The organism is Clostridium neonatale, assembly GCF_900465025.1.
GTDB lineage: Bacteria > Bacillota > Clostridia > Clostridiales > Clostridiaceae > Clostridium > Clostridium neonatale.
Genome location: NZ_UICR01000001.1, coordinates 2,466,142 through 2,491,400, shown reverse-complemented (window position 1 = coordinate 2,491,400; position 25,259 = coordinate 2,466,142). Strand labels below are relative to the sequence as shown.

The 25,259-nt window shown below is 28.7% G+C and carries 18 protein-coding genes; 15 read left to right on the top strand and 3 right to left on the bottom strand.

Going from position 1 to position 25,259, the window contains the following annotated elements; genetic code table 11:
• Positions 1-11: 11 nt before the first annotated feature.
• The 10 genes from CNEONATNEC86_RS11350 to argF all read left to right on the top strand — a co-directional run bounded on the left by CNEONATNEC86_RS11350 (position 12) and on the right by argF (position 16,437).
• Positions 12-1,949, top strand: a complete 1,938-nt coding sequence (locus CNEONATNEC86_RS11350) for a PTS fructose transporter subunit IIABC (RefSeq protein WP_159136032.1) — start codon at positions 12-14, stop codon at positions 1,947-1,949.
• A 428-nt stretch (positions 1,950-2,377) separates the two neighbouring features.
• The gene (gene nifJ, locus CNEONATNEC86_RS11345; protein WP_159136031.1) at positions 2,378-5,899 is read left to right on the top strand and encodes a pyruvate:ferredoxin (flavodoxin) oxidoreductase; all 3,522 of its coding nucleotides are present in this window, start codon (positions 2,378-2,380) and stop codon (positions 5,897-5,899) included.
• 163 nt (positions 5,900-6,062) lie between these two features.
• Positions 6,063-6,593 carry a hypothetical protein gene (locus CNEONATNEC86_RS11340; protein ID WP_058295196.1) on the top strand — a complete coding sequence of 177 codons (531 nt, stop codon included), beginning with the start codon at positions 6,063-6,065 and terminating at the stop codon, positions 6,591-6,593.
• Between the two features lie 208 nt (positions 6,594-6,801).
• Entirely contained in the window at positions 6,802-10,335 is a 3,534-nt protein-coding gene (nifJ, locus tag CNEONATNEC86_RS11335; protein WP_125150070.1) for a pyruvate:ferredoxin (flavodoxin) oxidoreductase, read from the top strand.
• 154 nt (positions 10,336-10,489) lie between these two features.
• Positions 10,490-11,101: a superoxide dismutase gene (locus tag CNEONATNEC86_RS11330; RefSeq protein WP_125150069.1), complete on the top strand. Its 612-nt coding sequence runs from the start codon at positions 10,490-10,492 to the stop codon at positions 11,099-11,101.
• A 202-nt stretch (positions 11,102-11,303) separates the two neighbouring features.
• On the top strand, positions 11,304-12,971 hold the full coding sequence (locus CNEONATNEC86_RS11325) for an N-acetylmuramoyl-L-alanine amidase family protein (RefSeq protein WP_159136030.1): 1,668 nt from the start codon (positions 11,304-11,306) through the stop codon (positions 12,969-12,971).
• Between the two features lie 94 nt (positions 12,972-13,065).
• Entirely contained in the window at positions 13,066-13,539 is a 474-nt protein-coding gene (locus tag CNEONATNEC86_RS11320; RefSeq protein WP_159136029.1) for a hypothetical protein, read from the top strand.
• A 170-nt stretch (positions 13,540-13,709) separates the two neighbouring features.
• A complete protein-coding gene (locus CNEONATNEC86_RS11315; protein WP_125150066.1) occupies positions 13,710-14,210 on the top strand; it encodes a GAF domain-containing protein in 501 nt (166 codons plus the stop codon).
• 230 nt (positions 14,211-14,440) lie between these two features.
• A complete protein-coding gene (locus tag CNEONATNEC86_RS11310; protein WP_125150065.1) occupies positions 14,441-15,316 on the top strand; it encodes a sensor domain-containing diguanylate cyclase in 876 nt (291 codons plus the stop codon).
• Positions 15,317-15,441: 125 nt separating this feature from the next.
• Entirely contained in the window at positions 15,442-16,437 is a 996-nt protein-coding gene (gene argF / locus CNEONATNEC86_RS11305) for an ornithine carbamoyltransferase (RefSeq protein ID WP_159136028.1), read from the top strand.
• 175 nt (positions 16,438-16,612) lie between these two features.
• Here the strand turns inward: argF and CNEONATNEC86_RS11300 are convergent, their stop codons facing one another.
• The 3 genes from CNEONATNEC86_RS11300 to CNEONATNEC86_RS11290 form a co-directional block, all read right to left on the bottom strand.
• Complete coding sequence (locus CNEONATNEC86_RS11300) at positions 16,613-16,861, bottom strand: spore coat protein (RefSeq protein ID WP_125150063.1); 249 nt, start codon at positions 16,859-16,861, stop codon at positions 16,613-16,615.
• Positions 16,862-16,876: 15 nt separating this feature from the next.
• Positions 16,877-17,062, bottom strand: a complete 186-nt coding sequence (locus tag CNEONATNEC86_RS11295) for a hypothetical protein (RefSeq protein ID WP_058295205.1) — start codon at positions 17,060-17,062, stop codon at positions 16,877-16,879.
• Positions 17,063-17,152: 90 nt separating this feature from the next.
• The gene (locus CNEONATNEC86_RS11290) at positions 17,153-18,892 is read right to left on the bottom strand and encodes an ATP-dependent metallopeptidase FtsH/Yme1/Tma family protein (RefSeq protein ID WP_159116301.1); all 1,740 of its coding nucleotides are present in this window, start codon (positions 18,890-18,892) and stop codon (positions 17,153-17,155) included.
• Positions 18,893-19,149: 257 nt separating this feature from the next.
• Here CNEONATNEC86_RS11290 and CNEONATNEC86_RS11285 point away from each other — a divergent pair, with 257 nt between their 5' ends.
• The 5 genes from CNEONATNEC86_RS11285 to CNEONATNEC86_RS11265 all read left to right on the top strand — a co-directional run bounded on the left by CNEONATNEC86_RS11285 (position 19,150) and on the right by CNEONATNEC86_RS11265 (position 25,218).
• Positions 19,150-20,880, top strand: coding sequence for an oleate hydratase (locus CNEONATNEC86_RS11285; RefSeq protein WP_185738798.1), 1,731 nt, complete (start codon positions 19,150-19,152; stop codon positions 20,878-20,880).
• A gap of 26 nt (positions 20,881-20,906) precedes the next feature.
• The gene (locus CNEONATNEC86_RS11280; protein ID WP_125150061.1) at positions 20,907-21,383 is read left to right on the top strand and encodes a DUF308 domain-containing protein; all 477 of its coding nucleotides are present in this window, start codon (positions 20,907-20,909) and stop codon (positions 21,381-21,383) included.
• Between the two features lie 201 nt (positions 21,384-21,584).
• The gene (locus tag CNEONATNEC86_RS11275) at positions 21,585-22,346 is read left to right on the top strand and encodes an NAD-dependent epimerase/dehydratase family protein (protein ID WP_159136027.1); all 762 of its coding nucleotides are present in this window, start codon (positions 21,585-21,587) and stop codon (positions 22,344-22,346) included.
• 178 nt (positions 22,347-22,524) lie between these two features.
• A complete protein-coding gene (locus tag CNEONATNEC86_RS11270; RefSeq protein WP_159136026.1) occupies positions 22,525-23,967 on the top strand; it encodes a DEAD/DEAH box helicase in 1,443 nt (480 codons plus the stop codon).
• A 378-nt stretch (positions 23,968-24,345) separates the two neighbouring features.
• Positions 24,346-25,218: a cation diffusion facilitator family transporter gene (locus CNEONATNEC86_RS11265; RefSeq protein WP_083498772.1), complete on the top strand. Its 873-nt coding sequence runs from the start codon at positions 24,346-24,348 to the stop codon at positions 25,216-25,218.
• Positions 25,219-25,259: the final 41 nt, after the last annotated feature.

Genomic DNA, 25,259 nt, shown 5'->3' with positions numbered 1-25,259 from the left:
GGAAACTTAAGATGAGGATAGTAGACTTACTACATAAAGAAGGAATTAATCTAAATATTAATCCTTCAGATAAATCAGAATGCATAAATGAACTTATAGATTTAATGGATAAGACAGGAAATCTAAATAATAAAGAAGAATATAGAAAAGCAATTCTTGCAAGAGAAGATTTAAGTACTACAGGGATTGGTGACGGTATAGCAATACCACATGGAAAAACAAGCGCAGTAAAGAGAGCATCTTTAGCAGCTGCTGTATGTAAACAAGGAGTTGATTATGATTCATTAGATGGAATGCCAGCTCATCTTATATTTATGATTGCGGTTCCAGATAATAATGATAATTTACATTTAGAAGTACTTGCTAGATTGTCTACAATACTTATGGATGAAGGTTTTAGAAAATCTTTAATAGATTGTACTGACAAAGAGGAGTTCTTAAAGTTAATAGACGAAAAGGAATCAGAAAAATTTCCAGATGAAGTAGAAAATAAGGGTGAAGCTGCATTATCAAGTACTAATGATGGAAGGTATAAAGTGTTAGCAGTAACTGCTTGCCCAACTGGTATAGCTCATACTTATATGGCGGCAGAGAGCCTTGAAAATAAAGCTAAGGAAATGGGAATATCAATTAAAGTTGAAACAAATGGTTCTGGAGGAGCTAAAAACGTTTTAACTAAGGAAGATATTGAAAATGCAGAATGTATTATAGTTGCAGCAGATAAAAATGTAGAAATGGCTAGGTTTAATGGGAAAAAGGTTATAAAAACTAAAGTTGCAGATGGAATACATAAGGCAACAGAATTATTAGAAAGAGCGAGCAACGGAAATGCACCAGTATATCATCATGAAAGTGATAGTTCTGATTCAGATGAAGAGGTTTATGGCGAAGGAATAGGAAGAAAATTATATAAACATTTAATGAATGGTGTATCACATATGCTTCCATTTGTAATAGGCGGTGGAATTCTTATAGCATTAGCATTTCTTCTTGATGACTATTCTATAGACCCATCAAACTTTGGAATGAATACTCCAGTTGCAGCATTCTTAAAAACTGTAGGTGGATTGGCCTTTAACTTTATGCTTCCAATACTTGCAGGATACATAGCTATGAGTATTGCAGATAGACCAGGTCTTGCAGTAGGTTTCGTTGGTGGTGCATTAGCTAGTAGCGGAACAACTTTTAATAGTGCATTTGATAGCAGTATTGTCCCAATTAGTGGAGGATTTTTAGGTGCATTGTTTGCAGGGTTTGTAGCAGGTTATTTAGTACTTGGGCTTAAAAAATTATTCAGCTATTTACCTGATGCATTAGAAGGTTTAAAGCCAACATTACTATATCCATTCCTTGGAATAGGCTTAATTGGGCTTATAATGGTAATTGTTAATCCATTTTTCGGTGCAATTAATGAAGGGATTACATATTTCTTAAATTCTATGGGTGGCACAAGTAGAGTATTACTTGGTATAGTAGTTGCAGCAATGATGGCAATTGATATGGGTGGTCCATTTAACAAAGCAGCATATGTATTTGGTACTGCTTCTCTAGCAAGTGGAAACTATGAAGTAATGGCAGCTGTAATGGCAGGCGGTATGGTTCCACCACTTGCAATAGCACTAGCTACATCATTTTTTGGCAATAGATTTAATGAAAACGAAAGAAAATCAGGTATAACAAATTATATAATGGGATTATCATTTATAACAGAAGGTGCAATACCATATGCTGCAGCAGATCCATTAAGAGTAATACCAGCTTGTGTAATAGGTTCAGGTGTTGCAGGAGCAATATCAATGATATTTAACTGTACATTAATGGCACCTCATGGCGGAATATTTGTTGTTCCTGTTATAGGAAATCCATTATTCTACTTATTAGCGGTTGCAGCAGGTTCCGTAGTTGGTATGTTAATGCTTGCAGTATTAAAGAAGCCAATAAAGAAATAAAAAATAATAATTCAATTTTAATATATATCATTTAGTATAAAAAGAAGTCTAATTTTATAAAGTTAGGCTTCTTTTTATTACTAAATGAAGCATATTAAAATAATAAATAATATTTTTATAATAAAATGATATCAAATAATAGGATAACATGCCGAAAGACTTATAAATTGGAGGTGCGAATATAAAAATATAATAAAAAATAATGCAGATTAAAACAAATATATAAGAAAATTAGTATAAATAATAAATATTATGTAAAGTAAAGTAGAATAAAAACAAAAAAACAAAGTACAGATACAATTAAAAAATAGTAAGAATACAAAAAATAAATTTATAAGCAAATACATAACAAAAAATATTTCTGCCAATAATAAAATTATGTATGAAGAAAGTATTCTACAAAATTAAGTGAAAAAGAGGGAAAATATATGAGAAAGACAAAAACAATGGATGGAAATACAGCTGCATCATATGTATCTTATGCATTTTCAGAAGTTGCAGCCATATTTCCAATAACACCATCATCTCCAATGGCAGAACATGTTGATGAATGGAGTGCAAGCGGTAAAAAAAATATTTTTGGATATCCATTAAAAGTTGTTGAAATGCAATCAGAAGGAGGTGCTGCTGGAGCACTTCATGGTTCACTCCAATCTGGTGCTTTAACAACAACTTATACATCATCACAAGGGTTACTACTAATGCTACCTAATATGTATAAAATAGCAGGAGAATTACTTCCGTGTGTTATAAATGTTGCAGCAAGAGCAATAGCCACATCTTCGCTTAGCATATTTGGTGATCACCAAGATGTAATGTCTGCTAGAGAAACAGGTTTTGCTATGTTATGTAGCAGCTCAGTACAAGAAGTAATGGATCTTTCACCAGTATCATATTTAGCAACATTAAAATCTAGAATTCCATTTATAAATTTTTTTGATGGATTTAGAACATCACATGAAATACAAAAAATCGAAGTGATTGAAGAAGATGAACTTAAAGGACTAGTAGATTATAAGTATATAGATGATTTTAGAAAAAGATCATTAAATCCAGATCATCCTGTAACGCGGGGAACAGCACAAAATCCAGATATTTATTTTCAAACTAGAGAAGCTGTAAATAAATATTATGAAGATGTTCCTGAAATTGTTGAAGAATATATGAGTAAAATTACAAAGCTTACAGGAAGGGAATATCATTGCTTCAACTATTATGGGGCACATGATGCAGATAGAATTATAGTTTCTATGGGATCCGTAAATGATGTTATTGAAGAAACAATTGATTATTTAAATGAAAACAAACAAAAAGTAGGGCTTATAAAGGTCAGACTATACAGACCTTTTGATACAAAGAAATTATTAAGTTGTATTCCAGAAACTGCAACCAAAATAGCTGTACTAGATAGAACAAAAGAACCTGGTTCAAGTGGTGAACCTTTATACTTAGATGTTCTTCAAGCAGTATATAAACAAAATAGAAATATAAAAGTGGTTGGTGGGAGATTTGGTCTTGGTTCAAAAGATCCAACTCCAAAACATATTGCAGCAATATATGATAATTTGGCTTTAGATGAGCCTAAAAATAACTTTACAATAGGAATAATAGATGATGTTACAAGTTTATCATTAGCTCCTTTAAATATTGATGTAAAAATAGAAGGATTAACATCATGCAAATTCTGGGGACTTGGATCTGATGGAACTGTTGGAGCAAATAAAAGTGCAATTAAAATAATTGGAGATCATACAGAAATGTATGCCCAAGGATATTTTGACTATGATTCAAAAAAATCAGGTGGTATAACAGTTTCATATTTAAGATTTGGCAAAGATCCAATAAAATCACATTACTTAATAGATAGTGCAGATTTTATAGCATGTCATAATCAATCATATGTATATAAATATAATGTTTTAGATGGGTTAAAAGAGAATGGAAAATTTTTATTAAATACTTTTTGGAATAAAGAAGAATTAAATGAAAGACTTCCAGCTAAGATGAAGAGATACATAGCAGAAAACAACATTGAATTCTATACGATAGATGCAGTTAAAATTGCAAGAGAAATAGGACTCGGCGGAAGAATTAATATGGTTATGCAGACTGCGTTCTTTAAAATAACTAACATAATTCCAATTGAAGATGCTATAAAATATTTAAAAGATGCAGTAGTAACATCATATAGTAAAAAAGGTGAAAACATTGTTAGAATGAATCATGATGCTATAGATACTGCATTAAGCAGCATACAAAAAATATCTGTACCTAATGAATGGAATAATGCTATTGATGAAAAATTAAAAGTTAAAGATGATTATCCAGAGTTTATTAAAGAAATCGTAAAACCAATGACTAAACTTGAAGGCAATAATATACCAATTTCAACATTTATAAAAAATAATATGCAAGATGGTACATTTATGCATGGAACTACATCTTATGAAAAGCGTGGAATAGCAGTTAATGTTCCAGAATGGATACCAGAAAACTGTATTCAATGTAATCAATGTGCATTTGTATGTCCACATTCTACCATAAGAGCATTTTTATTAAATAATGATGAATTAGAAAAAGCTCCAGAAGGTTTTAAGCATATAGCACCTAAAGGTATAAAATCTGAAGAAAATCTTCATTATACAATAGGTGTAAGTCCTCTTGATTGCACTGGTTGTGGTAATTGTGCCCTTGTATGTCCTGCACCAGGAAAAGCACTTATAATGAAATCACAAGATAGTCAACATAATCAAATAGAGCCTTGGAATTATGCTGTAGAAAAAGTGACAAAGAAAAATCCAATGAATAAGTTCACGCTTAAAGGAAGCCAATTTGAAAGACCACTTCTTGAATACAATGGTGCATGTGCAGGATGTGGAGAAACACCATATGCTAAACTCGTAACCCAATTATTTGGTGATAGAATGATGATAGCAAATGCAACTGGATGTTCATCTATATGGGCGGCTAGTACACCTGCATCAGCATATACAGTAAATAAAAATGGTCATGGACCAGCATGGGCGAATTCTCTTTTTGAAGATAATGCTGAATTTGGATATGGAATGTACTTAGGAGTAAAAGCAATACGTGAAAGACTAGCTAATAATGTTAAAATGGCATTAGATAATGATATTGATGATGAGGTTAAAGAAGTATTAAAAGAATGGCTAGATAATAAAGATGTAGGAGACAGCTCAAGAGAAAGAGCGCAAAAAGTGATTAATATTCTTGAAAATTATGATAATGAATTTTCAAAAATAATACTTCAAGATAAAGAATTCTTAGTTAAAAGATCACAATGGATATTTGGAGGAGACGGTTGGGCATATGATATTGGATATGGTGGACTTGATCATGTATTAGCTTCTGGCGAAAACATAAACGTTCTTGTATTTGATACTGAAATATATTCGAATACAGGAGGTCAATCTTCAAAAGCAACACCTCTTTCTGCAATAGCGAAATTTGCTGCAAGTGGTAAACGCACTAAGAAAAAAGATTTAGGCCTTATGGCAATGACTTATGGATATGTTTATGTAGCACAAGTATCAATGGGAGCTGATAAGAATCAAACACTTAAGGCTATAACAGAAGCAGAAAAATATGATGGACCATCACTTATAATTGCATATTCTACATGTATAAGTCATGGTATAAAAATAGGAATGGCTAATACTCCGGATGAAGAAAAGAAAGCAGTTGAATGTGGGTATTGGCATCTATATAGATATAATCCTGAATTAAAAGAAAGTGATAAAAATCCATTTATCTTAGATTCAAAAGCACCAAAAGGTGATTTTAGAGAATTCTTAATGGGTGAAATAAGATATTCATCTCTTGCAAAAGCTTATCCAGAAAAAGCAGATGAATTATTTGCTTTAACAGAAAAATATGCTAACGACAGATACAGGACATATAAAAGATTATCTGATGAGTTTAACCTATAATCTATAATGCAAGAGTGTTTTTATTAAAATTTGATTAAATTCATTTTAAATTTGTTTTATTTATAATATCTGTAAGTTATAATAATATGGACATTTAATTTAAGTTTAAGTATATAATCAATAGTTATATACTAAATCTGTATAAACTTGGAGGCATATATTTATGAAAAAAATACTAGTTGCATTATTAATAAGTACACTTTCAATTACAACTCTTGTAGCGTGTGGAAATAAAGAAAGCTCAAATAATAATAGTACACAAAGTTCACAAAATCAAGAATCATCGGAAAATATAACAATAAAATCTGAATCAACACAATCACTTATTAGTACTTTAGCGGATTTAATGGGAAAAGAAGATAAAGAAGTTATTGAAAAGCTTGGTGAAGGTATACCAGTTTCTGATCCGGTTTTATCACGTCAATATGAGACTAATGTTTTGGATGAAAATAATAAAGTATATGTTAATTTAGATTCAGGAAAAGTTTACGATATATCAATTCTTTTAAATAATAATAATTTTGAAGAATATGAAAAGCAACTTACAGAAATATTTGGAGAAAAATCATCAGAAGAGGAAAATACTTTAGATTCTGAAGGTAACGGAAGAAGAGCAACAATATGGAATTTAGAAAATGGAAGTAAATTATCTTTAATTCAAGTTAATAAAACATTTTCTATAAATATTAAATAATATTTTAAAATACTCATCAGTCTTGTTGGACTTAGATGAGTATTTTTTTATTAATAATATTTATTTGCATAAAATAGACAATTAAAAAAATGCAATTTTTTATTATTAATTATAAATAGTACTTTAAAAAAATTTAAAATGGTATATAATTATTTTTGAACGGATAATGATAATTATTATTGTTTAATATAAATTAAGAGGTGATAAAATGAGAAAAATGAAAACGATGGATGGTAATACAGCAGCTGCTTATATATCATATGCTTTTACTGAAGTCGCTGCAATTTATCCAATTACACCATCATCACCAATGGCAGAGCATGTTGATGAATGGGTAGCACAAAAAAAGAAAAATGTCTTTGGACAGCCAGTAAAAGTTGTTGAGATGCAATCAGAGGCAGGCGCAGCTGGAGCTGTACATGGTTCTTTGCAAGCTGGTGTATTAACTACCACATATACTGCATCACAAGGATTATTACTTATGGTACCTAATATGTATAAAATGGCAGGAGAAAGACTTCCAGGAGTAATTCATGTTGCAGCAAGGTCAATTGCTACATCATCGCTTAGCATATTTGGAGATCATCAAGATGTTATGGCAGCAAGAGCAACCGGTTATGCTATTTTAGGGGAAAGTTCAGTTCAAGAAATTATGGATTTATCTGCAGTAGCTCATTTAGCAGCTCTAAAATGCAGAATACCATTTATTAATTTCTTTGATGGATTTAGAACTTCTCATGAAATTCAAAAAATAGAAGTTTTAGAGTATGATGAGCTTAAAGAAATGCTCGATAAAGAAGCTCTTGAAAACTTTAGAAATAATTCATTAAATCCTAATAATCCTGTAACAAAAGGTACAGCACAAAATTCAGATACTTATTTCCAAACTAGGGAGGCAGTAAATTCAGCATACGATAATATACCAGATGTAGTTGAAGATTATATGACTCAAATAACAAAATTGACAGGAAGAGAATATCATTGTTTTGATTATTATGGACATGAAGAAGCAGACAGGGTAATAATTGCAATGGGATCTGCATGTGATGTTGTTGAAGAAACTGTAGACTATTTAAATAATAATGGTCAAAAAGTAGGCCTAATAAAAGTAAGATTATTTAGACCATTTGCAATAGAAAAATTCTTAAAAGTAATTCCAGAAAGCGTAAAAAAAATAGCTGTTTTGGATAGAACTAAAGAACCAGGATCAATTGGAGAACCATTATACTTAGATGTTGTTCGTGCAATTATGGAAGAAGGAAGAGCTATAAAAGTTGTAGGAGGAAGATTTGGATTAGGTTCAAAAGATCCAACACCTTCACATATTGCAGGAGTATTTGAAAATTTAAATGCTGAAAAGCCTAAAAATAACTTTACAATAGGTATTTTAGATGATGTAACCAATACATCGCTTGCACCAATAGAAATAGATGCAAGTAAAGAGGGTACTACATCTTGTAAGTTCTGGGGACTTGGATCTGATGGAACTGTTGGAGCAAATAAGAGTGCAATAAAAATCATTGGAGATCATACAGATATGTATGCACAAGGATATTTTTCATATGATTCTAAAAAGTCTGGAGGTATAACTGTTTCACATTTAAGATTTGGAAAGAGTGAAATTAAATCACCATACTTAGTTGAGAAAGCAGATTTTATAGCATGTCACAATCAAGCATATGTTTATAAATATAATGTTTTGGAAGGGCTGAAAAAGAATGGTAAATTCTTATTAAATACTATTTGGTCAGAAGAAGAATTAGATAAAAAACTTCCAGCAGAAATGAAGAAGTTCATAGCAGAAAACAATATTGAATTCTATACTTTAAATGCTGTCAAAATAGCACAAGAAATAGGACTTGGTGGACGAATTAATATGATAATGCAATCTGCATTTTTTAAGATTGCAAATATTATTCCAATTGAAGATGCAGTTAAATATTTAAAAGAAGCTGTAGTCACTTCATATGGCAGAAAAGGTGAAAAAGTTGTAAATATGAACCATGCAGCAATAGATCGTGGATTAGACTCTATTGTTAAAATAACAGTTACAGATTCATGGAAAAATTCCAAAGATGAAAATGTAGAAGAAACAAAAGCTGTTCCTGAGTTTATTAAAGATATAGTTGTACCGATAAATAGACAAGAAGGAGATAAGATTCCTGTTTCTACATTTATAAAACATAATATGGATGATGGAACATTTATGCATGGTACTTCAGCTTATGAAAAACGTGGAATAGCAGTTAACGTTCCAGAATGGGATAAAGATAAGTGTATTCAATGTAATCAATGTTCATTTGTATGTCCACATGCTGCAATAAGACCATTCTTATTAAATGAAAAAGAAACTAAAAATGCACCAGCGAATTTCAAGATAGTTCCTGCAAAAGGCTTAAAAATTGAAGATCCTTTATCATATACAATTGGAGTTACTCCTCTTGATTGTACTGGCTGTGGAAACTGTGCTGAGGTTTGTCCAGCACCTGGTAAGGCTTTATTTATGAAACCACAGGAAACTCAAAAAGATCAAATCGAAGCTTGGAACTATGCTGTTGAAAATGTTGAAAATAAAAATCCTATGGATAAAAATACAGTAAAAGGCAGCCAATTTGAACAGCCTCTTCTTGAATACAGTGGAGCATGTGCGGGTTGTGGAGAAACACCATATGCAAAGCTTGTTACTCAATTATTTGGTGATAGAATGATGATAGCAAATGCAACTGGATGTTCATCAATATGGGCAGCATCTGCACCGTCTAGTGCATATACTAAAAATGCAGAAGGTCATGGACCAGCATGGGCAAATTCATTATTTGAAGATAATGCTGAATTTGGTCTTGGAATGCATATTGGAGCTCAGGCTGTAAGAGATAGAATTGCGGAAAATATTAAAGATTTATTAAAGTGCAAAATTTCAGAATATGCAAAACTTGTACTTACCGATTGGCTTGAACATAAGGACATATCTGATGCTACAAGAGATAGATCAGAAAGAGTTATTAGTATTTTAGAAAACGAGAATGCTGAAGATAAAGATACTAAAGAGTTAATAGGATTAATATTAGATGATAAAGAATTCTTAATTAAAAGATCACAATGGATATTTGGAGGCGATGGATGGGCATATGATATAGGTTATGGCGGACTTGATCATGTACTAGCATCAGGTGAGAATGTAAATATTCTTGTATTTGATACTGAAATATATTCAAATACTGGTGGTCAATCTTCAAAATCAACACCTGCAGCTGCAATTGCTAAGTTTGCTGCAACTGGTAAAAAAGTTAAAAAGAAAGACCTTGGAATGATGGCCATGAGCTATGGATATGTTTATGTTGCTCAAATATCTATGGGAGCAAATAAAAATCAAGCTCTTAAGGCAATAGCTGAAGCAGAAAACTATAATGGTCCATCACTGATAATAGCTTATGCTCCATGTATAAGTCATGGAATTAAGCTTGGTATGAAGAGTAGCCAGGATGTAGAAAAAATGGTTGTTGACTGTGGATATTGGCATCTTTATAGACATAATCCTTTATTAAAAGAACAAGGTAAAAATCCATTTATATTAGATTCTAAGGAACCAAATGGTAAGTTTAGAGAATATCTAATGAGTGAAGTGAGATATGCTTCTCTTGCTAAAACATTCCCTGAACAAGCTGAGGAACTGTTTGCTTTAACTGAAGAAAATGCAATGGAAAGATTAGAAAACTATAAAAGACTTGCTAAAAATGAATAAATATATTATTAATAAAAGGTGTCGATAATATCGGCACCTTTTATTATTTAAAACATATTAGCTGTATCTAATAAAATAATATCTATAAATAAGTAATTTTTTTTATACCTATCTTATATTTATATATTATAAAATAAAATTTAGGAGTTAAGAAATGAAAAAATTTGAAAAAGTGAATCTAACGTATTCATTCAATGCATTAGAACCATATATTGATGAAGAAACTGTTAGAATACATTATACTAAGCATCTTCAAGCGTATGTTGATAATTTAAATGCAGCGCTTAAGGGATACGAAAAATTTGTAGATAAGAAATCAATTGAATATATTTTATCAAATGTTAGTAGTATTCCAAAAGCAATACGTCAAACTGTAATTAACCAAGGTGGAGGTGTATCAAATCATAATTTATATTTTTCTATACTTTCACCTAATCCTAAACATAAACCAGAAGGTAAACTTCTAAAAGAAATATTAAATACCTTTGGAAGTTTTAATAACCTTAAGAAAGAACTAAACACTGCTTCACTTAATCAATTTGGTTCAGGATATGGATGGTTAGTAAAAACAAAGAGAAATAAATTAAAGATAATTAATACATCTAATCAAGATTCACCATATTCATTAGGTTATATACCTTTATTAACCATTGATGTTTGGGAACATGCATACTATTTGAAATATAAGAATTTAAGAAAAGATTATATTGAAAATATATGGAATATTATAGATTTTGAAATAATAGAATCATTGTATGAATGTTAGCTAAAATTATACATTGTATAATTTTATTAAAAATAGTTTGATTATCAAAGAAAAAAACAAGTGTTTTGATAATCGAACTATTTATTTATTGAAAAAATCATAAATAATCTACATTTATATTTATTATGTATATTTATTGTGATAAAATGTGTGAGAAAAAATAACTAAGGAAAAAATTAATAATGTGAGGGATATTTATACAATGAATAAAATTAAATTAACTTCTATGATAACTTTAGCTACATCATTAATTTCAATGACATCAGTAGCAAGTGCAAGCACAAGATTAGAAACTTTAGATGGAACTTTTGAAAGTGTTCAGGCCTTTTCAAATGGTACATATATATATGAAGGTAGTAAAAATGATGAGCAAGATTATGAAACCTATTATTTTACAGGAAAAAATGATGTACTAATTGAAGATGTTAGTGGAACAGGATCTAAATACGGAATGTTCTATATAGACTTTAATGATGATGAAAAATTATTTAATTTAACTACAGGAAAATTAGAAGATGATGATTCAGAAGAAAAACTATTTCAAATAGAAAATAATTTTAGAAGAAAAGTTTTAAAAAAAGCTGATAGATATAAAGATGTTGAAGAAATGGAATTAATAGCGAAAATAGGTCATGATATTTTTGGAGAAGTTATATATGAATATAAATTAATAAATTCTGATGAAACTTTCTATATAGTATACATAAGTGAAAGCGGTAAATACATTGATGTGTCTGAAAATCTAAATATAATTCATTATACTAAAGATACAGATGGAAATACTAAAAAAGTAAAACTTGATGATTATGATGATTTAACTAAAGAAGGATATATAATACAAAATGAAAAGACATTACTTGCTGATAATGAATATATATATAGAATATTTACATTAATAAATGAAGAGGATTCAAATGATTCTACTATGTATGCTCAAAAAATAAGTAAAGATCAAGGAAAAACAAAAAATGGAGCATATATTCCTAAAAGCATAACCACATATGAAATGAGAGATCTAGCTACTGATTTATTTAAGATAATGGCATCAGAAGGAACAAGTTTAAATGATCTTATAAACGAAGGAAGACTTACAGCAAGAATGTTAAAAAATTCTTTATATTTAATTATTCCAAAAGAAAATTCATTAACTATAAAGAAATATGATTTAAAAACTGTAAGAGAAAATGGACAATCTAAAAAAATACTTAAATTAGATGAAGATTTTGATAATGTTGAAGATATAGAAATTAAAGCATACTCAATTGATGTTCTTGGTAACGTATGGATATTAAATAAAGGAAAAATATCAAAGCTTGTTGGTGATGAATTTGTTACAATGTATAATACTGATGGTTCTATGAATCAACTTTCAGTATTTAATGATACAAGTTTAGTTGCTTGGAATACTGAAAATGAAATATATTCAACAATTGCTCCTAAACTACCAGAGCAATCTTCAGATGAGAAAATTGAAAATGAAGAAACTGATAAAGGAGAATCTACTTTACAAGGCTGGATAAAAAATTTTGATAATACTTGGAGTTTTTATAAAGAAGACAGTACAAAAGCCATTGGATGGTTAAAAGACAAAAATGCCTGGTATTACTTAAATAATGAAGGTATTATGCAAACAGGTTGGGTTAAGGATAATTATAAATGGTATTATTTAAATAATTCAGGAGTTATGCAAACTGGTTGGTTAAATTTAGAAGGTGACTGGTACTATTTAAATAATTCTGGTGACATGAAAACTGGATGGTTAAAAGATACTGATGGTAGATGGTATTACCTATATGAAAATGGAAGTATGGCTAAAAACACTGTAATTGATGGCTATGTTCTTGGTAGCAATGGAGCTTGGATTAGATAAATTAAAATACATAAATAAATTTATATTCTGGTTATGTAACACAATCCCCTTTCTTACATATATTATTAATATAAAAAGAAAGGGGATTGTTATTATGTCAAATTTTAATTTGGATAGGAATAGTTTCGGAGATGATACTTCAAACGGTAGAAATAGAAGAAATAGACGTAATAGAAGGAATAGACGTAATTCTACTTGCACTGAAGACGATACTACAAGCTGTACTAGCACTACTACTTGCACTGAAGATGATACTACAAGCTGCACTAGCACTACTACTACTTGTACAGATGATACTTCAAAGGGTAGAAATAGAAGAAATAGACGTAATAGAAGAAATAGGCGCAATGCTACTTGCACTGAAGATAATAATTGTGAAAGAAGAATACGTTCAGCTTTTTGTAGAGGTTTAAGAGAAGGTAGAAATGAAGGCAGAAGAGACGGATTTTGCGAAGGAAGAGAAGCAGGATTCAGAGACGGAAGAAGAGAAGGTAGAAGAGAAGGATTTTGCGAGGGACTAAGACAGGGGAGAAGAGAACGTAGAAGAAATTCAGATTGCAGACGTTAATAATAATTAATCTAAGTAAATTTGTTTAGTCGTAAGATATTATAATATAAGGGCTTAATAGATATGAGGTATCTTTTAAGCTCTTTACTCAATTATTATTTATTAAACCAAAAGAATGTGATATAATCAAGTTTTAAACAACATTTATTTAGAAAATAATGGAGGTATTTATGTTTGATATACATATTTTTGATAATATGACTTTAGAAGAAAAGCTAAAAAATATGATTATTATGCTGGAAGGATTAATTCAAGATAATAATGAATCAGATTTATCAAAGCTTTGTAATGCTTGTGCGCTAATAAATGCAATTGTTTCTAGAAATAACTGGTGTGGATTTTATCTTCTAAAAAATGATAAATTAACACTTGGACCATTTCAAGGTATGCCAGCTTGTACAGAAATAAAAATAGGTAGTGGAGTGTGTGGAAAAGCTGCATTTAAAAAAGAAACAATAATAGTAGAAGATGTACATAAATTTGAAGGGCACATAGCATGCGATGCTAAATCAAACTCTGAAATAGTTATTCCAATAGTTAAGAATGATAAATTATATGGTGTATTAGATTTAGATAGTGAGGAATTTGGGAGATTTACCCAAATTGAGAAATTGTACTTAGAAAAAACTGTAGAGATAATAATTAAATATGTTAATTTTAATAATGTTTAAATATAATTATTAGTAATAAAAAATCGTATTAGAAAAAATCTTTAAAATTTCTAATACGATTTTTTATAATCATTATTAATAGTTAATGAATACAATATAATATAAAATTGTTACTTTATGCTTGACATTATCAAGGAAAATTCGTAAATATTAATTATTTCATAACTCATAGAAATCATAATAAAAGACAAAATAATCATAAGTAAAAGTAGTAATGTGAGGTATTGCATATGAATAATAACTACAATAACTTAAAAAATGTTTTAGAAAGCATGCCTATGGCATTATATGTGAAAAATTTAGAAAACAAAATTATATATGTTAATAAGGTGTTTTTTAAAACATTTAATCTAACTTATAATGAAGTTTTCTATAAAAATGAAAAGGCTATACTAAGTCTCTTAAATATTAATTTAAATATAGATAATGATATAGAAATTATACGAGAAAAGAAAACCGTATGTTGTGAAAGAACTATTAATAAAAATGAAAATCAAAAAACTTACCAAGTATATAAATCACCAATATTTAATAACAAAAACGAAGTAATATCAATAATGACACTATACAATGATATAACATGTATTAAAAATAGAGAAGATAAACTTGAGAAATTAGCTTATAGAGATTATTTAACAAATTTATTAAATCTAAGAGGATTAATCAAATATATTTCCTCTAAATCAAATAATCCAAATAAAGAAATTACGTTGTTATTTATTGATTTAGATAATTTTAAGAAATTGAATGATACTTTTGGCCATAAATATGGAGATAAGGCTCTTAAAATAATAGCTAAAAGATTAAGTGAATTTTCTGGGAATAATGTTGCAAGAATTGGAGGAGATGAATTTATAATTATCTATGAAAATATAGGTTATAATGAACTAATGAATAATGTTTCGAAAATATTATCATTATTACGGTTAAAATTAGAAAAGAATAATGAAGAAGTCTTTATTTCAGGAAGTATAGGAGTCGTAACAGAATGTTGTAATAATCTAGATTATGATAAATTAATTGCTAAAGGAGACATTTGTCTGTATAAAGCAAAAGTAAATGGAAAAAATCAAGTTGTATTTGATGATGAAGATTTTAAAATATGAATGTAAATTATACCTGCATAATTATTATTATAAATTTATAATTATGCAGATATTATAGACAAATAGTGTTCTATATAGTATAATTATACCTAAATTATACTATATATTATAAGGGGGACTATAAAATGGCAATAAACTTAAAAGGCAGAAGCTTTCTAAAGCTTTTAGATTATACACCAAGTGAAATACGATATTTAATAGATTTAGCTAAGGATTTGAAGAGTCTTAAAAGAGCTGGAATACCACATGACAGATTAAGAGGAAAAAACATAGCACTATTATTTGAAAAGACTTCAACTAGAACAAGATGCGCATTTGAAGTGGCTGGAATGGATCTAGGACTTGGTGTTACATATTTAGATGCTGCTGGATCGCAAATGGGAAAAAAAGAAAGTATAGCTGATACTGCAAGAGTTCTTGGAAGAATGTATGATGGAATAGAATATAGAGGATTTGGACAAGAAATAGTAGAGGAGCTATCTAAATATGCAGGAGTACCAGTGTGGAATGGTTTAACTGATGAATTTCATCCAACTCAAATGATAGCAGACTTGCTTACAATAGAAGAAAAGCTTGGAAAACTAAAAGGTGTAAACTTTGTATATATGGGAGATGCACGTTTTAATATGGGTAATTCTTTAATGGTTGCATGTAGTAAGATGGGCATGAACTTTATAGCTTGTGCTCCAAAAGAATTTTTCCCAGCAGAAAGTTTAGTAAATGAATGTTTAGGAATAGCAAAGGAAACAGGTGCTACTATTACATTAAGTGAGGATGTTAAACAAAGTACTAAAAATGCAGATGTTATATATACAGATATATGGGTATCTATGGGCGAGCCTGAAGAAGTATGGGATGAAAGAATTAATAAACTTTTACCATATCAAGTTAATTGTGAAGTTATGAATAATGCAAAAGATGAAACAATATTCATGCATTGCCTGCCATCATATCATGATTTAAAAACAACTATTGGAAAAAAGGTTTGTGAAAAATATGGATTAACTGCACTTGAAGTTACAGATGAAGTTTTCCAAGGAAAACAATCTGTAGTATTTGATGAAGCTGAAAATCGTATGCATTCTATAAAAGCTATAATTCTTGCAACATTAGGTAATTAAGATTAAATTTAAAATATAACTATATGTACATTTAATAAATAACGGACGTACTGAGTTTAGTGAAAAGCAAAGAAATCTAACATATCATATATTGGATTTTGGTTGTTATCCACTAAGCTCAGTACGTCCTTTATCTATGTTGGATGATATTCAATATTATTAATATTATATATTATTAACCCTGAGACATTTGATTTTTAACTGTTTCAATTTCTTGTGGTGTAGCTGGAGCTGCTGGTATATAATAGCCTTTTTCTTTTGCTTTTTTAAACCAGTTATATTGACGAACTTCGTCTCCATTTCTCATACCTTGAATAGTTTGACGTAAGCTTTCATTTTCACATTGAGCGATTATTCCGCCATAACTTGCTAAGCTAGAATTTAGACCTGCAAGATAATCACTTACCATTTCTTTTTCGTTCATATGAAAACCCTCCCTTTATTGTAAGAATCCCATAAGGGTTTCTTTAGAGTTTTTTGCTGCTAAAGCATCTTTTTTTAGCATATCAACGATTTGTGGGTCAGTACATTGACTTGCATAAAAATTAAGCTTTTTTTCAATTGTACAATGTGCACCAATTAAATGACGTAAATTTTGTAATTCTAATGCATTTAAATTTGCCATTTTATAGCCTCCTATAACTTCAAATTCAATAATAGTATGTTCTATTTACAATAAACTATTCTATGAAATTTGAAGTTAATAGAAGTAAATTTATTCATTTTTTAAAAGTCTTTCAATTTCATCTTCATGAAGTGTCTCTTTTTCTAATAAGTTTAAAGCTATTTTATTTAAAAGTGTTTTATTATCATTAAGCAAAGATAAAGTTTCATCATAAAGAATATCAATAAATTCTTTACATTCTTCAATTACAAGGTTTCCGTAGCTGCTATACAGCGAACCTACACTTGATAATTTTACAAGTCCTAGGATTTCGCCCATTCCATATTCAGTAATCATTTTTAATGCAATATCCGTTGAGTGAGATATGTCATTTTCAGCTCCAGTGGAAATTTTAGATTTTCCAAAAGTAATTTCTTCTGCAGCTCTCCCTGCAAGTAAAACTTTAATTTTATTTCTCAAATAATCAGCTCTATGATAATTATTATCCTCTGGAATTGTAAGAGTATATCCACCAGCACCTTTAGTTGTTGGAATTATTGTGATTTTAGATATTTTATCTTTTGGAAGAAGGAGCATTGAAACGAGTCCATGACCAGCTTCATGATATGAAGTAAGGACTTTATCTTCATATTTTAAATGTTCTCTTTCTTTTTTTTCATAACCAGCTAATATAATTGAATAAGCTAAATCAAAGTGTCTACGTGTAATATATTTACTATCATCTTTTGCAGCTAATATAGCAGCTTCATTTACTAAATTTTCAAGCTTTGCTCCAGAAAAATATGAAGTTTTTCTAGCAATATCTTTTATGTCAATGTTTTCGTGTGGTTTATTATCTAAATATAGTGATAGTATTTTTTCTCGTGCTTTTACATCTGGAAGTGATACTTCAATATGTCTATCAAATCTTCCAGGCCTAAGAAGTGCTTTATCTAACATATCAAGCCTATTAGTAGCAGCAATAACTATAATGCCTTCGCCTTCACCAAAGCCTGACATTTCAGTTAAAAGTGCGTTTAAAGTTTGATCACGTTCACTATTTGTTGAGCTGCTTTCATTATTAGATCGTGCTTTACCTATAGCATCAATTTCATCTATAAATATTACAGCTTTTCCTTTTGATTTTGCTTTTTTAAACAAGCTTCTAACCCGTGCTGCACCAACACCAACATAAACTTGAACGAAATCTGAACCACTAAGAGCATAAAAAGGAACATTTGCTTCTCCAGCTACAGCTTTAGCAAGTAATGTTTTTCCTGTTCCAGGTTCACCATATAAAATTATTCCTTTTGGCATCCTTGCTCCATATTTTTCGTACTTTTCAGGATTTTTAAGAAAGTCAATTATATCCATTAAACTTTCTTTAGCTTCCTCATTTCCAGCTACACTACTAAAGTTTATTCCGATGTTTTTACTAAAATCTACTATATCCATAGATGTAACAGAAGAACTTCCATGTCTAGCTTTTACAAGTAGCATAGCTATTATTGTTAAAATTGATAAAACCAAAATTCCTGATGGTATTGTTTTTATAAGTGGAGGATTTGTCTCATCAGATATTTTAATATTTTTTAGTAATAAGGTTTCTTTTAAATCTTCTTTATTTGGATTATCAGTTATATAAGTTTTTCCATCTTTTAATTTTACCGTCATTTTAGAAGATGAATCTATTATAACGTTTTGTATTTTATTAGTTTCTAGATCTTGTAAAAAAATTGTGTATTCTTGTTTTGGATGATTATTTAATGATGAGGTATAAATAATCATGCCCAAAGAGAATAAGGCGGTTAAAACAGGTATCAATATATAGAATTTTTTTATTTTATTCATAAAATACCTCCTAATTAACGTATTTTATATTTTCTTACCTTAATTATATATTGGTTATATTTAAAGTCTAACGTTTAGAGACACTTTTACCAATGTACTTTATACCTTAATAATAAAATTATTATTTATTTGGAATTTTATTCATAAATAACTACATTTATATAAAAATTTTATAATTCAATTAATCAAATTATGTATAAGTATTTATAAATTACGTTAAACTATAAAAATAAAATAAAAAAAAGGATGTAATAAATATGAAAAGAAGAAGCTGTAATAACAATTTAAATATTTTAATAACATTAGGAATGGCACTAGGCGCAGCCACCATAATTGGATTAAGCAAAAAAAATGATAAAAAGAATACTACATGTTCATGTACAAGAATAAATTTATATGAAAATAAAGAAAATAAGCAGGTTTACTTTGTTGGAGGAGGTCTTGCTTCACTTGCAGGTGCAGCTTATCTTATCCGTGATTGCAATTTTAAAGGAGAAAATATTCATATAATTGAAGGATTACGTATTTTAGGCGGAAGCAATGATGGTGCGGGAAATAATGAAGAAGGTTTTGTATGTAGAGGTGGAAGGATGTTAAATGAAGAAACATATGAAAATTTCTGGGAACTTTTTTCTACTATACCATCTTTAGAGATGCCAGGGAAAAGTGTAACAGAGGAAATATTAAACTTCGATCATTTACATCCAACACACGCTCAGGCAAGGCTTGTAGATAGGTATGGAGTCATATTGGATGTTAAATCAATGGGATTTAATAATGCTGATAGATTGGCTCTTGGTAAATTGATGGCGACTAAAGAAGAAGATTTAGATGATATTACGATCGAGGAATGGTTTATAAATACACCACATTTCTTTAAAACAAATTTTTGGTATATGTGGCAAACAACATTTGCATTTCAAAAGTGGTCTAGTGTTTTTGAACTTAAACGTTATATGAATCGTATGATTTTTGAATTTTCTCGTATAGAAACATTAGAAGGTGTAACAAGAACACCATATAATCAATATGAATCAGTAATATTACCTTTAAAAAAATATTTAGAAAACTGTAATGTTGATTTTAGTATAAATGCAACAGTAACTGATATAGATTTTAAACCTGGGCGTGAAATAACAGCTACAGCAATACACATAAAAGATAAAGAAGGCGAAAAGATAATAACATTAAATTCTGGTGATGTATGTATAATGACAAATGGATGTATGACTGATAATGCTCGTCTTGGTGATTTTGATAATCCAGCAGAGTATGATATTGAAAAACCAATAAGTGCAGAACTTTGGGAAAAAGTATCTAAAAAGAAACCTGGGCTTGGAAATCCCAAACCATTCTTTGGATATCCAGAACAAACAAACTGGGAAAGCTTTACTGTAACTTGCAAAGGTAATAAACTTTTAAAGCTAATTGAGAAATTTTCAATGAATATACCTGGAAGTGGTGCACTTATGACATTTAAAGATTCCAACTGGTTAATGAGTATAGTAGTTGCTGCGCAGCCACATTTTAAGAATCAGTCAATGGATACAACTATTTTCTGGGGATATGGTTTATACACAGATAAAGAAGGAAATTATATTAAAAAGCCTATGAGAGATTGCACTGGAGAAGAAATATTGATAGAGCTTTTACACCATCTTCATTTAGATTCGAAAAAAGATGAGATTATTGAGGATGTAATAAACGTAATTCCATGTATGATGCCATATATAGTTTCACAATTCCAGCCACATAAAATAAGCGATAGGCCCAAAGTTGTTCCATGTGGTTCTACAAACTTTGCAATGATAAGCCAATTTGTAGAAATACCAGAAGATATGGTATTTACTGAAGAATATTCAGTTCGTGCAGCAAGAATAGCAGTATATAAATTATTCAATGTTAAGCATAAAAAGATTTGCCCAGTAACTCCATATAATAAAGATCCAAAAGTACTTTTAAATGCGCTAAAAACTTCTTTTAGGTAAAATATATTTAAGAAGGAGGAAAATATATGGTGAAATTTTTAGAAAAAATGTTTATAGTTGAAGGTATATTGTTTGGAATAATTGGATTACTATTTATATTTAATCCAACAAGCTCTTTAATAACCTTAACTAATATTACTGGAATACTAGTTATTGCTTTAGGAAGTGTATCACTATTTAAACAGCCAAGAAGCATAGTAGTAGGAATTGTTAATATAATTTTTGGTATAGGTTTAATAAGCATGCCTGTTCAAAGCATAAATCTTATAATAGCTTTTTATGGAGCATGGTCTACTGTAAAGGGAATATATCTTCTTATAGTAGCATTAAAACAGCCAGGTTATAGAGATACATTTAATATTATATATTCTTGTTTGATTATACTCTTAGGGGTATTAATATTGTTTAATCCTATAGTAAGTTTTGTTTCAGTACCTTATATAATAGGAACATATTTTCTAATAAGTGCAGTATGTGAACTTTATATTGGTTTTAAGATATAGGAATACAAATAAAGCAGCTGTCACAGTTACAAACTATAATTTATAATGCAAAACATAAGGAGATGTCTCAAATTATTTAATGAGACATCTTTTTATTAATGTATACTATTTTGAAATAAGTATATACTATTTTATAATGTGAAGAAATAGTATATAATATAATAAAATATAGTAGCTATAATATGTATTGGGGGAAAATAAATGAATATTCTTGTTATGGGTGGAACAAAATTCGTAAGTAAAAGCATAGCCAAATATTTTTCTGATGAAGGGTATAAAGTTTATACACTAAATAGAGGAAATTCTTTAGATCATAAAAATACCTTAAAAGCTGACAGGCATATTGAAAAGAATATGAAGAAAGTATTAGATAATAAAAAATTTGATTATGTAATTGATGTTAATGCATATACACAAAATGATGTAGAGATACTTTACAACTGTTTAGACAAAAGTAAGTTAAAAAAATATATATTTATTAGTTCTAGTGCTGTTTATACTGAAAATAATAGACTCCCTATAAAAGAAAGTGCTACAAAAGGATCCAACAGTCAATGGAAAGATTATGGAATAAATAAATTAGAAGCAGAAGAATTTTTATTTAGTAAATACAAAACAGATAAATATCCTGTGGTTATTTTAAGACCACCATATTTATATGGGCCTATGAATAATCTGTATAGGGAAAGCTATATATTTGATTGTTTATTAAATTGTGACCCTATACTAGTACCAAGTGATGGGCAAACTAAAATCCAGTTTCTACACATAGATGATTTATGCGCACAGATAAAAGAGATTATTATAAATGATGAAATTATAGGAATAGCTTTTAATGTAGGAAACAAAGAATATATAACATTTGAAAAATGGATAGAAAAATGTTTTGAAGCAACTAATTTAAAAACTAAAATATTGTATGCAAATCAATATAATATTAATGAAAATTCAAGAGTACATTAGAAAACTGCTATGATTAAATTCATTGTATAAATTAACTGTTTTGATTATAATGATTATAGTATAAATTAAGGTTTATATGCTTTATGAATATATAATTTGTAAAAAGAATGACTTTAAGAATGAGTCGTTCTTTTTTTAGTAAATAGTATATATAACAAAAGATTTAAGGAGAAAGACAATGAATAATAATTTTAATGAATATAATTTGAGTGATGAATTAATAAAAGCAATTAATGATTTAGGTTATAAATCACCTTCAGAAGTTCAGGATAGAGTAATACCTGAAATTATGCTTAACAAAGATCTTATAGTTAAGTCTCAAACAGGTTCTGGAAAAACAGCAGCATTTGCAATTCCCTTATGTGAAAAATGTGATTGGGATGAAAATTTACCTCAAGTGTTAGTATTAAGCCCAACAAGAGAGTTAGCAGTTCAAGTAAATGAAGATTTTTTAAATATAGGAAGGTACAAAAGACTAAAAAGTGTAGCAATATACGGTAAATCGCCAATGAATGAGCAAATAAGAACTTTAAAGCAAAAAACCCATATAGTAGTTGGAACACCTGGGAGAATATTAGATCATATAGATAGAGAAAGTCTTAAGATAGAAAAAATCAAATATTTAGTAATTGATGAAGGTGACCTTATGCTTAATATGGGGTTTATTAATCAAGTAGAAGGTATACTAAGAAGACTGCCTAAAAAAATAGTCAAATTACTATTCTCAGCAACTATTCCAAATGAAATAAAAGAATTATGTGAAAAACATATGCAAAGACCAGTAAGCATAACTATTAAAAATCAAAATCTTATTAGTAATAATATAGAGCATAATTTATATTATATAAATTGCGATGAAAAGTTAGAATCATTAAACAGTATTTTAATAAATGAAAAGCCTGAAACTGTTGTTATTTTTGGAAGAACAAAAGAAAGTGTAGATAAGATTTTTGATTATTTAAAATGTAAAAAGTATAGTGTAGGGAAGATTCATGGCGGCATGATGCAAAAAGAAAGATTGGATGCCATGAGTGATTTTAAACAGGGAAATTTCAGAATTTTAGTAGCTACAGATATTGCAGCAAGGGGAATAGATGTTGATAACTTAACACATGTTATAAATTTTGAGCTTCCAGTAGAAAAAGAAAGTTATGTACATAGAATCGGTAGAAGCGGACGTGCTGGTGCAAAAGGTAAAGCCATATCTTTTTGCACTAAAGAAAATGATAGATATTTAAATCTGATTGAAGAATATATAGGATTTAATATTCCTGTTAAATTACTTCCAAGCAATGAAGAAATAAATAAAGAAAAAGATGAAGGTTTAAATATATTAAAATCAAAACCTAATAAGAAAAAGGAAAAGGGAAAGGTAGTAAACTCTAAAATAACAAAGATATATTTAAATGGTGGAAAAAAGAAAAAATTAAGAGCTGGTGATATAGTAGGAGCAATTTGCAATATAGAAGGAGTTACATCTGATGATATTGGAATAATTGATGTTCAGGATAATGTATCATATGTAGATATCTTAAATAACAAGGGAAAGATTGTTATTGATAACTTAAAAAATACAACTATAAAAGGTAAAAAGCTTAAAGTTGAGAAGGCTCGAAATTAGATATTTAAGAAAATATTAAGTAATCATAATTGTGAAATTAATTTTTTAAAGATTGCTGAGTCTGGAATACAATATGTTTATATGAAATCTAACGGTATGTATGATAAGTCTAAAAGTAAAATTGAAACTAATAAAAAACAGTAATTAATTTTACCAGATAAATAATTATATTATTTATCTGATTTTATAATAATATATTGAAATTCATTATTAATCGACAATTAATATTATAATTATTTTGATTATAAAAAATAAAAAAATAAAAAAATGTCTGTAATTTAATATATTTTTGCATATTTATTAAAAAAATTACTTATATGAACAATATATAAAAAAAATTATTATATTATTATATATCAATAAAAGGTTAGAATAAATGTGAAAACAGATAATTATTCAAAAATTAAAAGAGTTTTAGGCATATTACTTATTGCAAATGTTTTTGTAACTATAGTAAAGATTATAATTGGATATATGACAAATAGTGTAGCTTTGTGTGCTGATGGATTTCATTCATTTAGTGATAGCGCTTCAAATATTGTGGGTATTGTCAGTATTACATTTGCATCTAAACCATGTGACAACGAGCATCCATATGGACATAAAAAAATTGAAACTATGGCAAGTTTACTTATATGTGTTGTATTAATTTTACTTGGATATAATGTAATTGCAAAATCTATAAAATCAATATGGAATCCTCAAACAATAGTAGTAGATGTACAAAATATTATAATTATATTATTAACAGTGCTTATAAATGTATTTGTGGCTTATTATGAGAACAAAAAAGGCAAGGAATACAATAGTTCATTTTTAATAGCAGATTCTATTCATACTAAAAGTGATATTTTTATATCAATAGGTATAATAATAACTTTAATTGCTATTAAACTAGGAGTTTCTCCTAAAATTGATATAATTGTTTCAATAATGGTTGCATTGTTCATTTTTCATGCTGCTTACGAAATATTTATGGAGGTAGCATCAGTTTTAATAGATAAAAATATAATAAAATGTGAAGATGTAAAGCAGGTAATATACGCGTTTGATGAAGTCAAAGATGTTCATAAAATAAGATCTAGGGGATTTAAAGACCATGTTTTTTTAGATATGCATATTGTTGTAGATAAGAATATGGATGTAAATGAATTGCATAAACTTGAACACTCAATAGAAGAAGAATTTACAAAAAAATTTGGAACTACAGTGGATACTCTTATTCATGTAGAACCATATAGATTGAAATAAGTAACAATGTAATATAACTAATATAAATAAAAGACGTAGAA